Source organism: Legionella maceachernii (assembly GCF_900167045.1).
GTDB lineage: Bacteria > Pseudomonadota > Gammaproteobacteria > Legionellales > Legionellaceae > Tatlockia > Tatlockia maceachernii.
In genome coordinates, this window is the sequence record NZ_FUXJ01000007.1 from 96005 (window position 1) to 110496 (window position 14492).

Genomic DNA, 14492 nt, shown 5'->3' on the forward strand with positions numbered 1-14492 from the left:
AAGAAAAACTGAGCTATTACGATGTGATTTAAAACTTAAAAGGACCGTGGCAGATGCAGTTTACGGATATTTTTATTAGACGGCCGGTACTAGCGACAGTAATAAGTCTGTTGATTTTAGTCTTAGGTCTGCGTTCGATTAATCTACTGCCCGTTATGCAATATCCTTTTACTGAAAATGCAATCGTTACGGTTACTACAACCTATACGGGAGCAGATCCTGCGGTTGTTGCAGGTTTTATTACCACGCCCTTAGAGAATTCGATTGCCCAGGCTGGTGGTATCGATTACATGACCTCAACCAGTACGCAGGGAACCAGCACCATTACCGTCAATCTTCTTCTGAACTATGATCCGCTAAAAGCCTTATCGGATATTACCACTAAGGTTAATGCTGTTCTTAATCAGTTGCCAGCAAATTCTCAATTACCCGTTATTACAGTCTCTGTTGGGCAAACAATTAGTTCAATGTACATCGGGTTTTACAGTGATGAGCTTCCTATCAACAAAATAACTGATTATTTGATACGCGTGGTTCAACCGAAGCTACAAGCTGTCAATGGCGTGCAAAATGCGCAGATTTTAGGAAATCAGACTTTCGCTCTACGGGCGTGGTTAGATCCTGTAAAACTGGCCGGTTTCGGTATTTCTGCTGCAGAAATTGGTGCTGCTCTTGCTAATAATGATTTCATTTCCGCAGTGGGGCGGACAGATGGACAAATGTTTATTCAAAACTTTACAGCAAACACTAATTTAACGGACGTTGATCAATTCAAGAAAATGGTGATCAAAGCAAAAAATGGCGCAATTATTCGCTTAGGAGACGTTGCCAATGTTGAGCTTGGTGCGCAAAACTATAATTCGTCTGTAGGTTTTGATGGCCGAACCGCTGTTTATATTGGTATTACTGTGGCTCCTTCTGCAAATCTTTTGACGGTAATTAGCAACATTAAGAAAATTTATCCTAGTATTCAAGCCCAGTTGCCTCAAGGGTTGGGATCAAACATCACCTACGATGCCAGTCTCTTTGTTGATTCTTCCATTCGCGAAGTGATTAATTCTTTAATGGAAGCATTTATCATCGTTACTGTGGTTATTTTTATTTTTTTAGGTTCCATCCGTTCGGTCATTATTCCTCTTGTAGCCATTCCGTTGTCACTTATTGGAACATTTTTCATCATGTTAGTCTTTGGGTATTCAATCAATTTACTAACGCTTTTGGCGTTAGTCTTAGCGATCGGGCTCGTGGTTGATGATGCAATTATTGTGGTCGAAAACGTGCAACGTCACATTGAGGAGGGGCAAACTAAGTTTAAGGCAGCCATTCTAGGTGCTAGAGAATTAGCCAATCCTATCTTGGCTATTACAGTAGTGCTTATCGCAGTTTATGCACCGATTGGATTCATGGGAGGATTAACCGGTGCTTTATTTACTGAATTTGCTTTCACTCTCGCTGGTGCCGTAACAGTCTCAGCGGTAATTGCGCTGACTCTTTCCCCCGTCATGTGTGAAAAATTCCTTAAGGTCGGATCCGAAGCGACTAAAGGTCGCATTATGACACAAGTCGACCATTTATTTAGAAAATTGGAGCAGGGCTATGATAAAACGCTGGCTAAGTCATTAAATTACCTTCCGGTGATTGCTGTTTTTGCGATCATCATTTTGTTGAGCAATTATTTTCTCTTCATTTCTTCAGACTCAGAACTTGCTCCGCAAGAAGACCAAGGGATCATTATTGCGCAAATTACTGCTGCAGCGAATGCGTCGTTAGATCAAACGAAACTTTATTCAAAACAAGTCAATGATCTATTTAAAAAATACCCCGAAACCGATCACACTTTCCAAGTGGATGGTAATGGCGGGTTAAATAAATCCATCGTTGGGATGGTTTTCAAACCTTGGGATCAGCGAACCCGGACCACCAATGAGCTCCAACCTATTATTCAGAAGGAACTGGATAAAATTGCAGGGGCTAAAATTGCGGCTTTCCAATTGCCTTCTTTACCTGGGGGAGGAAGCGGTTTACCCATTCAATTCGTTGTTACGACGACAGAAACGTTTGAAAATTTAAATCAAGTGCTTGAGACGATTCTCACAAAAGCACGAGCTGCTGGGATTTATGCCTACCTCGATCCTGATCTGAAAATCGATCAACTGCAAACGAAAGTAATGATCGATAGAGATCGAGTAGCGCAATTTGGATTAACCATGCAAGATATTGGCAATCTTTTTGGTTCAGCGCTTAGTGAAGGTTATATCAATTATTTTGATTTTGCGGGACGTTCTTACCAAGTTATTCCTCAAGTGCGGCGGGATACACGTTTAAATCCAGAGCAGGTACTTAATTATTACATAAGGACGGCTGATGGTTCCTCGATACCGCTTTCAACAGTCGCCCATTTAAAAAGAGAGGTTGTGCCTGAATCCTTAAATCATTTTCAGCAACTGAATTCGGCGACTATTTCAGCAGTGGGTTTTCCTGGTGTATCCATGGAGCGTGCTTTAACCACTTTTGCAACGATTGCAAAAGAAGTATTACCACAGGGCTATTATATTGATTATGCCGCGCAATCTCGTCAATTTATCCAAGAAGGATCGAGTCTCGTGCTTACTTTTTTCTTTGCCTTACTGATTATTTTCTTAGCATTAGCTGCTTTATTCGAAAGTTTTCGTGATCCATTAATTGTACTCATCAGCGTGCCCATGTCAGTTTGCGGAGCAATGATCTTCGTTAGTCTTGGTATTGGCCATGCAACTCTGAATATTTATAGCGAAGTGGGATTAGTGACATTAATTGGCTTAATCAGTAAACACGGTATTCTCATTGTGGAGTTTGCTAATGAGCTTCAAATCAATGGTAAGAAAAAACGAGAAGCTATTCAACAAGCAGCAGCAATTCGCTTACGTCCCATTTTAATGACCACGGCGGCGATGGTCTTGGGTGTAATCCCGCTCATTCTTGCTACAGGTGCAGGCGCTGAAAGTCGGTTTAATATCGGTCTGGTTATCGCGACGGGCATTTCCATTGGTACTCTTTTTACTTTGTTCGTTGTGCCTGCAATGTACCTCATGCTTGCAGCCGATCATACTAAGAAAAAAGCAATTGGCAAAATGGAGGATGAAGAGCTATTACCATAACCGTATGCAACATCGTTTCGATTATTAACTTTTCGTTAAAATATATTTACTATTTCCTGCATTTATTAGCTTTTTGTTAATTATTATACTAATAGCCATGGTGATAACCCCTAAGGTTGGGCCTTGGCCCAAGATTGTAGATCATCGGGGGTATCTGATGTTGGACCGAGGTCCAATCAACAACTTCCCCTTAAATGATTAGAAGGAGACTGTTATGATTTCAAATCTCCGGGTTGCCTGGTTACTTAGCTATATTTCAATTGCTTCTTTTTCAGCGGCTATTGTGACCCCAGCCTTGCCCTTTATTCAAATCCAGTTTGGTTTACGAACGGGACAAGTTGAATGGATGATTTCTGCTTTTCTTATCGGTTATGTCATTGGTCAATTAATTTATGGACCACTTGCCAATCGTTGGGGTAGGCTTTATGCCTTGCGTATTGGATTATTGATTAATTTAAGTGGAATTTTGCTCTGTCTATTGGGTTTAGCATTCAGTGCATATTGGTTACTGATCGCGGGGCGGTTAGTCAGTGCTTTAGGAGCTGCGAGTGGTTTGTCATGCACTTTCATGTTGATTAATGAGTGGTTGGCTGAAAAGCAACGAAAAACAGCCATGTCTTATACCATCTTATCGTTTACTTTTGGAATTGGCTTAGCTGTCACTTTAGGCGGATTGATGACTGAATATTGGAATTGGACATACTGTTTCCTGTTTTTACTTATTCATGGAGTGGTGATGCTCTGGGGGACGCAGATTTTTAGTGAAACCTTGAAAAAGCCACAACCCATGCATTTAAAGGCCATTCTGCACAGCTATAAGATAGCCCTCTCTTCAAGAACTTTAGTCGTTTACGCTTTAGTAGTAGGTCTTTGCTCTGTAATTGGTTATTGCTTTTCAGCCGCAGGGCCTCAGATAGCTAATGAGGTATTACGTATCTCTGCTGCGCAATACGGTTATTGGAATTTACTCAACATGTTAGGCATGCTACTGGGTGGTTTGTGGGCTAAAGTGCTATTAAACCGAATGGTTGCTGCTCAAGTGGTTATGATGGGCTTAACGGGTTGTGCATTAGGCATTGCAAGCATTTTAATGATGATGGATTGCAATTCCACTTCCACTGCTTGGTTTTTCTTAAGCACCTTCGCCCTGTATTTGTTTGGGGGATTATTGTTTGCAGGTGGCTCATTGATTGCTTCGAACGCGTTAACGGATAAGGCCAGTTGTTCTTCAATGATGAGTTTTATCAATATGTCCACAGCGACATTGGCTGTCATGATAATGGGCTATCTGAGTAATAGGCCTTTGCAGGCTTTTGCGGAAATTCTCACAGGGACTTGGTTGATGATCGTGGGTTTATTGCTGATCAATGTGCTTTCAAGAGAAAAAATATCCCGCATAGCCAGAACCTAATGGAATAGAGCTCTTTAACATTCGGGAAGATTCACTGCCAAGCCACCTAAGGAAGTTTCCTTATAGATGCTTTGCATGTCTTCCCCTGTTTTTTTCATGGTTTTGATCACCTTATCTAATGAAATTTGGTGTTGACCATCACCTATAAGGGCCATTCGTGAAGCATTCACTGCTTTCACTGAGCCCATTGCATTTCGTTCTATGCAGGGAATTTGAACTAAGCCTAAAACGGGATCACAGGTCATGCCCAGATGATGTTCCATCGCAATTTCAGCTGCATTTTCTATTTGTGCAATAGTTCCACCCAGCACAGCAGTTAAGCCCGCTGCGGCCATTGATGAAGCAACACCCACTTCGCCTTGACAACCGACTTCAGCACCTGAAATCGAAGCACCTACTTTATAGAGAATGCCGATTGCTGCAGCGGTTAAAAAGTAAGTATAGATATCTTCTTCATTGAGGCGATCATGCGCTTCTTGGCAATATTTAAGAACAGCGGGAATAATACCTGCCGCACCATTGGTAGGTGCTGTGACAATTCTTCCGCCAGCCGCGTTTTCTTCATTCACGGCCATAGCATATAAATTGAGTCGATTCATGATGTCCGACTGTTCAAAAACGCTGGTTACTCCTTTGTGTTCAATGAGTTTTTTATAGAGATCTGGGGCGCGTCGCTTTAAATTTAATCCACCGGGTAAAATCCCTGGATGTTTGCAGCCATTTTCAATGCATTCATTCATGACCTTGGCAATACTAAGAATCCCTTGCTGAATTGCCGCTTTGCTGCGCCAAGTCAGCTCATTTGTCATCATCAACTCTGCAATAGTGAGATGATTGTCTTGACACAGCTTCATTAACTCACGTGCAGTAGAGAAAGGGTAGGGAGGAGGAGCGACAGTTGTTGAAGGGTTGTCAAATTCTTCTTCTGTGGTTATGAAACCCCCACCTATGGAATAATAAACCTGCCTTATTTGAACTTCTCCCGAGCTATCGTAGGTTGTAAATCGCATGCCATTACTGTGTTTCGGCAATATTTCTTTTTGATACAGTAAAAAATCACTTTGTTCATGAAAAGGAATGGTTTTTTTCTCGCCAAGACTGAGTGTACCTGAGGAAATAATTTCTTGCATACGAGGTACCATACTTTCAGGTGCGACAGTCTCAGGTGATTTTCCTTCCAAACCATTTAAAATAGCTTTGTCAGTGCCATGCCCTTTACCTGTTAAAGCGAGAGAGCCATAAAGCTCAATTTGAATGCGGGCTACTTGATTGAAATATTCTTTTTTCTCTAATAAATTCAAAAAAGCATTGGCTGCAAGCATAGGGCCTACTGTGTGTGAGCTCGAGGGGCCAATACCAATAGAAAATAAATCAAATACACTGATACTCATGGTACAAAACTCTGTGTCTAAATAATGTCAAGTTTAGAAGGAAAACCATGCATTAACAACAGGTGGTCGTATGTTGATGCTAAATATTGTTTAAATCTAGTAATTTTATTTAAATTTAGGCAGAATGGTGGAGCATTTTTGCAAAGTTCTATTCTGAAAAGACAAAAGGGGATTGTTTATGAAGATGAGATTGGTCGCTGCAGCTGCCATGGGTTTGGCAATGTCAACGACAATAGCTGCAAGCGCTACTACCACTGATACAGCAACTTCTGCACCAGCTACATCATTGGCTACAGACACAGAAAAACTTTCTTACAGTATTGGCGCTGATTTAGGTAAGAATTTTAAAAAGCAAGGAATAGAGATTAGTCCTGCTGCAATGGCAAAAGGTTTACAAGATGGAATGAGCGGCGGGCAATTGTTGCTGACTGATGAGCAAATGAAAGAGGTGTTAAATAAGTTTCAAAAAGATCTCATGATGAAGCGCAGCGCTGAGTTCAATAAGAAAGCTGAAGACAATAAGGCAAAAGGAGAAGCGTTTCTTAATGACAATAAATCAAAAGAAGGTGTTGTTAGCTTACCAAGCGGCTTACAGTACAAAATCATTGAGCGCGGTGATGGTGCTAAACCTACTAAGGAAGACGTCGTTACTGTGGAATACACAGGTAAATTGATCGATGGTCAAGTGTTTGATTCTACTGATAAAACTGGCAAACCAGCAACCTTCAAAGTTTCACAAGTGATTCCTGGTTGGACAGAAGCCTTGCAATTAATGCCAGCTGGTTCTACTTGGGAAGTCTATATTCCTGCTAATCTGGCTTATGGTCCACGCAGTGTCGGAGGCCCGATTGGACCTAATGAAACTTTAATTTTCAAAATTCATCTGATTTCAGTGAAGAAATCTGACGCATAAAATGCTAATCCCAGTCTCATGAGACTGGGATTAGTCCTAATTTAAATTCTATCGAGTAGTTTTAAGCATGAACAAACGCCTATTCATTGTTTTTTTGCTGGGCTTTTCTTCAGGGCTTCCTTTAGCGCTTACCAGCAGTACTTTACAAGCTTGGTTTGCCGAATCAGGTATGTCTGTCTTGGCAACGGGTATGTTAAGTTTAGTCGGTATGCCTTATGTGTATCGTATTGCTTGGGGACCAATACTTGATCGCTATTCGCTTTTACGTTTAGGTAAACGCCGAAGCTGGATGATAGTGATGCAAGTGGCATTACTGCTAGGTTTTAATAGTATGGCCTGGCTAACACCCAACCAGTTTCCAGAATTAATGGCTATTCTTGCCTTTGCTTGCGCCTGTTTTTCAGCCACTCAAGACGTCGCAATTGATGCCCATCGAGTGGAGTATTTGCCCACCAAGGAGCATGGGTTAGGAGCTTCTTTAGCCACATTTGGTTATCGTTTAGCTTTACTTATTGCTGGTGGATTTGCGCTCGTTATGGCCAAACACCTTGGCTGGGCTTACACTTATCGTCTCATGGGGATTTTAATGCTCGTTGGGGTAATAGCAACGCTATGGAGTAGCGAGCCATCCACACCCGAAGGGAATCAGACGACTGGTTTTATTGAGTTTGTTGTAGCGCCTGTGAAAGAGCTTTTTACCCGCCGTGGAGTCGTCCCTCTATTCTTTTTTATCTTATTTTACAAGTTAGGCGAAGCATTTACAGCAACCACTAGTGGCATTGTCATGCCCTTTTTAATACAAGGTGTTGGTTTTTCAATTGATACTATTGGCTATGTCAATAAAATGATGGGGATTAGTTCCATATTGATAGGTGGATTAGTTGCCGGAGTTTTACTCATCCGCTGGTCCTTATTCCGCGCTTTATTTGTGTTTGGTCTTCTGCAAGCGTTAACCAATCTTTTATTCGTCGCTTTGGCGATCGTTGGGAAAAATTTATCGCTGTTCGCTGTTGCCGTGGTTTGCGACAATTTCGCCGCAGGAATGGGTTCTACAGCGTTGGTCGCATTCTTTATGAGGCTTACGAAACAACCTTATACGGCTACACAATTTTCACTTTTGGTTGCTATCGCCGCATTACCTCGTATTTTTTCAGGCCCTATTGCGGCGATGTTACAAATGAGAGTAGGGTGGGTCGGTTTGTATCAGCTATCGTTTATCTTTGCACTCGGTTTTATTCCTTTTCTTATCAAGATCCGTAATTGCACTAAAATTATTCATGACCAGTTTCTTGAAGAAAGAGAGGGAGTCCAAACGGCAAAGGTGCTGTAGTCAATTTGATTTTTTATCTAATAGAACAATTAAATGATTAAAAGAGGTTTGAGTTTGCTGCAATAAAGGAGAAGCCGGCATGCAAAAAGGGCATCAGCTGCAATTTTTTATGGAACAAAATGAACGACATGGAAAAAAACCGCTTTATGAATGGCTCATCGAGGTTGCACGAGAGCGTGGTATTACTGGAGCGACTGCATTTTTGGGCACAATGGGATTCGGAGAACATCGTAAAGTGCATAGCGCACATTTTTTTGAACTTTTAGATCAACCTGTTGAAGTGAGTATGATTGTGACCGAGGAAGAAACGGATAAATTGATTCAATTTCTTCGTGAAGAAAAGGCAAACCTCTTTTATGTTAAAACCCCAGTCGAATTCGGGCGATTAGGTAGCGAATAGCGGTGCTATTTGGCTCACCCAATCTTGTTTTCAGCAAGTAAAAGAAGAGTGATAGAGATCTTCGGGAATGGATGAGGGTTCAATGCCCTGGGTAAGCCCTAAATCCTCAGCGGCATGCAAGTACTCGTGTGGCTGCTTTAAAAGCCTAGTCACTAGTTTCATTGCGGCCTCCTGACAGGATAGGTCTTGAACAGAGCCTGAATTAACGCCAAAGATAGACTTTTCTGTTGCAGCATTACAATTGCCAGCACGAATATATCGATCACCGCAAGGATGAACAAAACTAAACAAGGTGTAAGGCTCTTGCAGACCTCGTAAATTTTCCACATTATCTCTATATGAAGTAATACTCAATCCTAAGCAAGAAAGTATAGGAATAGCATGGATAAACAGAGGATATTCCGGAACAGCTGAGGCGCGCTTGAACCATTGCAAGATTTCTTCTTGAACAGAAGGATAGCAGGGTGAAAATAATCGAGTTGTTCTTTCTTGATTTTTAAAGCGAGGATCCGGAACACAATTACGCTCTCCAATCATAGAGGTTGTGTCAGGTCTTTTACTCATTGAGCAGGCTATTTCACCTCGTTCGTCAATGACGGATGAAAAGTTGTGCCCTGGGTAAATGCAATCGTCATACTCGCTTTTTAAGCGTAGAGTTGGTGTTGTCCAAATCAGTAAACTGTTTTTATTATTTTTTGATATTTGGTCTGCAACTTCAAGGATAGTTTTTGATTGAGCAGATTGCGTGGTCACATTTATTTTGAGCAACTTACCTAGATGAGGAAGTTCTGCTGACATTTTAAATTGTCTTATCTTAATTGACAGTGCGTCTAATGTGTATATTACCGGTTGGCTAGAGCGATTTAAGGCCTTGCTCATGCTAAAAAATTTGCCCATAGGTATTCTCCAAACTTGAGATTAACAGGATATTTTTGATTCGCTAAGAACTCGTCCCCTTGAAGGGACCGTATCAAAAAATCATCCTCTTCAAGGGTAAAGAAAGGCAGGTAATTACAAGCACAATAAGAGAAAAGGAATAAAGGGTAGAAAAGAGAATGCCATAGGCAGATAAGTTTCTTATTAAAGAAACAGCTTCAGTCTGCTTGGTTTTTAAATGACGATTCATTCGTTTTCTAGCCTAGTGGTATTTTTTCTGCACATTAGCACATTGTTTAGGCTCGATGCAAATTTATTAGAGAAATTCAAAGTAAATGCATCTAATTTTTGAATAAATAACTCTCTTTTTTCTCAACTTCCCACGTTTTATGCCGGAATCTATAAACTCCAATCAGGAAATTAGTCTTAATTTTGCATAAAAAGTGCGAAACATGATCTTTGGGTTTTATATAGAACTATTGGATATGTTTTCCTTGGAGAAATGAAGATTCAACCCGTTTATAGTTTGCTGTGAAATCGCTGTTTCATGACGTCTCGAACGTGGTGAGGGATCAGCGAAGATGGTTATTGCCAAGAGTTAGAAGGTTCCGTTTTCCCTCATGACGCAGTGTTTATCGAGATGTACGTAGAATGTACTATACTAGTTTTGGGTTTCTTTTTTATTGTACGAGGGTATAACCATGAAAAAAGAGGATCTTATTAAAGACTTGGTGTCTCAATTTGAAAATCAAGTGCGTAAACTAACACCAGAACAGCTTGAAGGATTAGAATCCGGGAAATTTGAGATCAGTTTGACTTCCCCAGTGGGCAAAGAATCTGGCGGCAGATTTAATCATTGGCAGCGATTGGGTGACGAATTTAAAAGGCGCAAATGAGTTAGAGAACGCTAAAAATCGATTTGGTACCGAGGGTGGGACTCGAACCCACACGGTGTCACCACCACCGGATTTTGAATCCGGCGCGTCTACCAATTCCGCCACCCCGGCACAGGCGGCCATTATAACAAAGATGGGTTATGAAACAATGGGAGAATTAAAATTATTTACGATGCTTGTGTATCACTTCCATTTGGTTAAAAATAGTATCATTTGTAATGGTGCAATAGCCTTCTTATTTGAAATAGAGTGAGCTGGGGATGAATAGAATAATTGGGGCAAGTGTGATTCTTTGCCTTATCAGCTTCGCCTGCCAAGCTGAAATGAAAACTTGCCCTGATCCAAAGACAACTTCACTCCAATGGGGGGAACCACCTAGCCCTTGGGAAATCAATCCTTTCTCGCCTAACCCTCCACAAGCTGACGAAAATGCTCGCTTTGTTCAGGCGAATATTTTAGTAGCTGGTATGGGACAAGGCGTGTCCTGTACTTATAAAACTGCTACAGGTCTTTATTCCATTTGGTGGCAAGTCAGAGTAATGATTCCTGCGCGAGAAGATTATCGTTGGATTTATACCTTTGGTGGTTTTGTTTGTACCAACTCTTTGCAAGACTGTGAATTTAGTGTGGTAGAAGAATAAATCATTAAAATTAGCAAAATTTGAATTAATCAGCTAGGCTCAGATAGTGCAATGCAACAATAGGGAGATAAAAAAATGAATCAGGATTATTTAAAGAGTTGGACAATGATATCAAATGAAATGCAGAAACCATTTCAAGCGATGATGGAACTTCACGTCAATACGTTAAAAAATTTAAGGTTTTTAAGACCCGAAGAATTATCAAATCTACATCAGCCTGCAGAATTATTGAATAGACAGCTCGCTCTTGCAATGGAGAATAGTCACAATATTCTTAACTATATGCACAAGTCCTTTCAGATTTTTGAAAACGTGTTCTTATCCTTATCCAAGGATATGAGCGATAATGCGAGACAGTCCTTTAGACCAATAAAAATTGAGATAGAAGATGAGGAAGAAAGGCCTGCTAGTCGTAAGCCAACAGCAAAAAAAGCATCCTCGACTAAAGCAATGAAAGCCACTAGCCAAAAACCTCAAACTAAAGCGAAGACTGTTGCTTCTAAAATTGCTTCCACTCAAAGTAAAACCGCCACTGCCTCCAATGCAAAAAGCCCGGCAAAGAAAGTGAGTACTTTGACGACAAAAAAAGCGCAACCGGCTAAAAATAAAACGGAAGCTATGCATAAAATTTCTCCACAGGAAAGGAAAACCACTTCAGCAAAAAAAGTATCCACAATGGAGAAAAAGGGTGCAGCTAAAGCAGCACCAAAGAAAAAAGTGGCATTAGTCTCTAAAAAGCCGCCTCTTGCAAAAAATATAGGTTCCTCTAAGCATGAAACAGGGTTGCCTGAAAAGAAGGTCCTGGAGGAAAAAATGGCCATACCCAAAGCAAGCACACCTTTAGTAGACCCCAAAATGAATTTTTCTCCAGATAAAATGCCAGAACCTAAGCTAAATATGCCTCGGGGGAATGCTCACCCCACAGAGGGTAAAATGATGGGAACGGAATCTGCATCTAATCGATTTCAAGATAAAAATCCTTTCCGCAAGTAAAACTTTGTGACGTTATCATAGGCACAGCCGCGACTTAAGAATGGGAGAAATTCTGAGTTACGGCTACGCCTACCTTGGCAATTTTGGTCGAAAAAATCATCTCTTTAGGCCGCCGTCCATTGGTAACTGTTTGCTCACGCAAAAATTGCTTTTCATTGTTTTAATCGTCTAGGAGTTTAGTTTTGGCAAAAAAAGAGAATCTGATCATTTGTAGTGAGAATCTTTCTCTTGATTACTTTCCCTTTTTTTTCAGTAAAGACAAAGCGGACTACTATTTTCATACTCTTTTACGGAGTATAGATTGGCAAGAAGAAACGATTCTCATTTTAGGTAAGCGTATCACCGTACCTCGATTAGTCTCGTGGTATGGAGATGAAGAAACCATTTATCATTATTCTGGGGTTAAGCATGACCCCAAAAAATGGACTGAAGTATTGTTAGAAATAAAAACATGCTTACAAATGCGTCTTGGTGTCGAATTTAATTCGGTATTAGCAAATTTATACCGTAATGGTCAAGACAGTATGGGGTGGCATGCGGATAATGAACCGGAGCTGGGTGAAAAGCCAGTCATTGCATCAGTAAGCTTTGGCGTCGTGAGGAAATTTTGTTTGCGCCATAAAAAGCAAAAAACAGCATTTACGATTCCACTCCGCCACGGTTCCGTTTTGTTGATGCATGGAGAAACCCAACATTATTGGAAACATGCTTTACCGAAAATGAAGCGAGTCGATGAGCCAAGAATTAATTTGACATTTCGTAGCGTCTATTCCGCAGAGCGTAAGTAAGAATAGGTTTAATTTATTAGTATTTTTCTATTCATTCAGGGGGTGAGCTTGATTCTTAATGAACGGTTGATTTGCCTTTAAATACAACCGTTCTTGGAATAGGTATGAACGCTCGGTGCTTCTAGCCCTCTGCTGCCTCACTTAAAATCAGATTTGAAGTCAGTTCCTCATGCGCTTTGCTATCAACAAGCACATATTGAGAAAAATGAAGTACGATGATACTAATAGGTAGAATAATTAAAAGATCGATGGGGAATTCTAGGCGATGAATACCGCCAAAAGCACCCAGATAAGAGACGGTCAACATGCTGATCATATAAAAGGCAAACCAATACATGCTGGGGCCCCAATGAGTGAGGCTACGCTTTTGGTAGGTGAGATTAATGATAAATCCAATCAGTAAGGCTAAGTCGAGTTTCCATAAAATATCAAATCCACACCAATACAACATTAAATTACATGCATAGAATGCAGCATGGCAAAAGAACAGACTGGCCGAAAGTTTAAATGGTCTTTCACGATTGGGTTGCAATTTACGCATAGCCAATAAACAAATGGGACCAATACCATAGGATAAGATACTGCAAGAAGAGAGAAAGGCGACCATCTTTTGCCAACCTGGAAAGGGTAAAAAAGAGAGCATACCGACCAATAGGTTGGCGTAAAGGGTAATATAAGGGATTTTGTGACGATTGAGTTTTGTAAAGAATTTAGGCAAATGATTGTTTAAACTCATACCATAAAGGATACGTGAGGTTGCAGCAGTATAGACTAGGGTGGTACCAAAGGGTGAGAATGCGGCGTCAAACATAAGAAGCATAGCAACCACACCTAAACCCACGAGTAAAGTTAATCCAACCAAGGGACCACTTTCTCCTGGAAAACTTAAATTCTGCCAACCCTGGCTTAAATAAGACTGAGGAACAGCGGCTAGAAAACTAAGCTGCAGCATGAAATACAAGACAAAACCAATCAGCACGGCTCCTAAAATGGCAATTGGAATATTACGCTGAGGATTTTGTACTTCTCCGGCAAGCATTAAACCATTTTGAAAACCAGTAAAAGCAAAGGCAACTCCGCCTGCAGAAAGTGCAGTAAATATTTGCACCCAGGCTTCCTTAGTCGATAAATTTAACTGAATATTGCTCATTGAAGGCGCTGTATAAAGCAAGGAAACAATGGCAATGCTGGGAACTAAAAATTTAATGATACTCGCGAATTTGTTACATTCGGCCAGCATTTTAATTCCATAGGAGTTTAATAGGACGACAAAAAGCATTATTCCTGTTGCGACCACATAACCCACCCCTGAAAGAGTAAACGTCGCTGCCTCCTTTGATACTAAGCTAGGAAAGAAATGACTTGAGTATTGCAAGATGGCTTGAATCTCAATGGGGGTCATGACCACATAAGATAGCCAAGATGTCCAAGCAAATAAAAAACCAACATCATTGCCATGAGTAAAGCTTGGGTAATTGGTCATGCCTCCTGAAATAGGGAACATTGCACCGAGCTCACAGAGAGGTAATGCGATAAACAACATGAAAATGGATGCAATAACCCAACTCACTAAAGCATTCGCACCGGCCATTTGGGCGCTAATAAAGGGGCTGAATAACCAGCCTGAGCCAATCATGCCGCCAGCCGCAGCGATCAACACATTTGTCCGAGAAATATCGCGTTTTAGCATCCTTTTTTCCTTGTTGACGTTAGGGA

General features: G+C 40.9%; 12 protein-coding genes and 1 tRNA gene. 9 read left to right on the forward strand and 4 right to left on the reverse strand.

What is annotated here, in order from left to right:
* The first annotated feature begins 53 nt into the window (after positions 1–53).
* Positions 54–3137, forward strand: a complete 3084-nt coding sequence (locus tag B5D33_RS07425; protein WP_058451034.1) for an efflux RND transporter permease subunit — start codon at positions 54–56, stop codon at positions 3135–3137.
* Between the two features lie 214 nt (positions 3138–3351).
* Complete coding sequence (locus B5D33_RS07430) at positions 3352–4548, forward strand: MFS transporter (RefSeq protein ID WP_058451035.1); 1197 nt, start codon at positions 3352–3354, stop codon at positions 4546–4548.
* A gap of 14 nt (positions 4549–4562) precedes the next feature.
* Here the strand turns inward: B5D33_RS07430 and B5D33_RS07435 are convergent, their stop codons facing one another.
* Positions 4563–5939, reverse strand: coding sequence for an L-serine ammonia-lyase (locus tag B5D33_RS07435; protein ID WP_058451036.1), 1377 nt, complete (start codon positions 5937–5939; stop codon positions 4563–4565).
* A gap of 178 nt (positions 5940–6117) precedes the next feature.
* Between B5D33_RS07435 and B5D33_RS07440 the strand changes: the two genes are divergently transcribed.
* The 3 genes from B5D33_RS07440 to B5D33_RS07450 all read left to right on the forward strand — a co-directional run bounded on the left by B5D33_RS07440 (position 6118) and on the right by B5D33_RS07450 (position 8582).
* A complete protein-coding gene (locus B5D33_RS07440; RefSeq protein ID WP_058451037.1) occupies positions 6118–6852 on the forward strand; it encodes a BamJ family beta-barrel-assembly machinery protein in 735 nt (244 codons plus the stop codon).
* 67 nt (positions 6853–6919) lie between these two features.
* Positions 6920–8182 carry an AmpG family muropeptide MFS transporter gene (locus B5D33_RS07445; protein ID WP_058451038.1) on the forward strand — a complete coding sequence of 421 codons (1263 nt, stop codon included), beginning with the start codon at positions 6920–6922 and terminating at the stop codon, positions 8180–8182.
* Positions 8183–8261: 79 nt separating this feature from the next.
* The gene (locus B5D33_RS07450) at positions 8262–8582 is read left to right on the forward strand and encodes a DUF190 domain-containing protein (RefSeq protein WP_058451039.1); all 321 of its coding nucleotides are present in this window, start codon (positions 8262–8264) and stop codon (positions 8580–8582) included.
* A gap of 30 nt (positions 8583–8612) precedes the next feature.
* Here the strand turns inward: B5D33_RS07450 and B5D33_RS07455 are convergent, their stop codons facing one another.
* Complete coding sequence (locus B5D33_RS07455) at positions 8613–9479, reverse strand: hypothetical protein (protein ID WP_058451040.1); 867 nt, start codon at positions 9477–9479, stop codon at positions 8613–8615.
* A 680-nt stretch (positions 9480–10159) separates the two neighbouring features.
* On the opposite strand from B5D33_RS07455, the gene B5D33_RS07460 reads away from it, so the two are divergent.
* The gene (locus tag B5D33_RS07460) at positions 10160–10354 is read left to right on the forward strand and encodes a hypothetical protein (RefSeq protein WP_058451041.1); all 195 of its coding nucleotides are present in this window, start codon (positions 10160–10162) and stop codon (positions 10352–10354) included.
* 24 nt (positions 10355–10378) lie between these two features.
* Here the strand turns inward: B5D33_RS07460 and B5D33_RS07465 are convergent.
* Positions 10379–10465: transfer RNA gene (locus B5D33_RS07465), tRNA-Leu, on the reverse strand.
* A 149-nt stretch (positions 10466–10614) separates the two neighbouring features.
* Here B5D33_RS07465 and B5D33_RS07470 point away from each other — a divergent pair.
* The 3 genes from B5D33_RS07470 to B5D33_RS07480 all read left to right on the forward strand — a co-directional run bounded on the left by B5D33_RS07470 (position 10615) and on the right by B5D33_RS07480 (position 12776).
* Positions 10615–10995, forward strand: a complete 381-nt coding sequence (locus B5D33_RS07470) for a DUF3757 domain-containing protein (RefSeq protein ID WP_058451042.1) — start codon at positions 10615–10617, stop codon at positions 10993–10995.
* 75 nt (positions 10996–11070) lie between these two features.
* The gene (locus tag B5D33_RS16610; protein ID WP_065239966.1) at positions 11071–11988 is read left to right on the forward strand and encodes a hypothetical protein; all 918 of its coding nucleotides are present in this window, start codon (positions 11071–11073) and stop codon (positions 11986–11988) included.
* A 182-nt stretch (positions 11989–12170) separates the two neighbouring features.
* A complete protein-coding gene (locus tag B5D33_RS07480; protein ID WP_065239967.1) occupies positions 12171–12776 on the forward strand; it encodes an alpha-ketoglutarate-dependent dioxygenase AlkB family protein in 606 nt (201 codons plus the stop codon).
* A gap of 121 nt (positions 12777–12897) precedes the next feature.
* Here the strand turns inward: B5D33_RS07480 and B5D33_RS07485 are convergent, their stop codons facing one another.
* Positions 12898–14466, reverse strand: a complete 1569-nt coding sequence (locus B5D33_RS07485; RefSeq protein ID WP_058451043.1) for an APC family permease — start codon at positions 14464–14466, stop codon at positions 12898–12900.
* Between the last annotated feature and the right edge of the window lie 26 nt (positions 14467–14492).

Coding starts and splice junctions, on each gene's coding strand:
- B5D33_RS07430 (WP_058451035.1), top strand. CDS start 3,352: ATGATTTCAAATCTCCGGGTTGCCTGGTTACTTAGCTATATTTCAATT.
- B5D33_RS16610 (WP_065239966.1), top strand. CDS start 11,071: ATGAATCAGGATTATTTAAAGAGTTGGACAATGATATCAAATGAAATG.
- B5D33_RS07485 (WP_058451043.1), bottom strand. CDS start 14,466: ATGCTAAAACGCGATATTTCTCGGACAAATGTGTTGATCGCTGCGGCT.
- B5D33_RS07435 (WP_058451036.1), bottom strand. CDS start 5,939: ATGAGTATCAGTGTATTTGATTTATTTTCTATTGGTATTGGCCCCTCG.
- B5D33_RS07450 (WP_058451039.1), top strand. CDS start 8,262: ATGCAAAAAGGGCATCAGCTGCAATTTTTTATGGAACAAAATGAACGA.
- B5D33_RS07455 (WP_058451040.1), bottom strand. CDS start 9,479: ATGGGCAAATTTTTTAGCATGAGCAAGGCCTTAAATCGCTCTAGCCAA.
- B5D33_RS07440 (WP_058451037.1), top strand. CDS start 6,118: ATGAAGATGAGATTGGTCGCTGCAGCTGCCATGGGTTTGGCAATGTCA.
- B5D33_RS07445 (WP_058451038.1), top strand. CDS start 6,920: ATGAACAAACGCCTATTCATTGTTTTTTTGCTGGGCTTTTCTTCAGGG.
- B5D33_RS07470 (WP_058451042.1), top strand. CDS start 10,615: ATGAATAGAATAATTGGGGCAAGTGTGATTCTTTGCCTTATCAGCTTC.
- B5D33_RS07425 (WP_058451034.1), top strand. CDS start 54: ATGCAGTTTACGGATATTTTTATTAGACGGCCGGTACTAGCGACAGTA.
- B5D33_RS07460 (WP_058451041.1), top strand. CDS start 10,160: ATGAAAAAAGAGGATCTTATTAAAGACTTGGTGTCTCAATTTGAAAAT.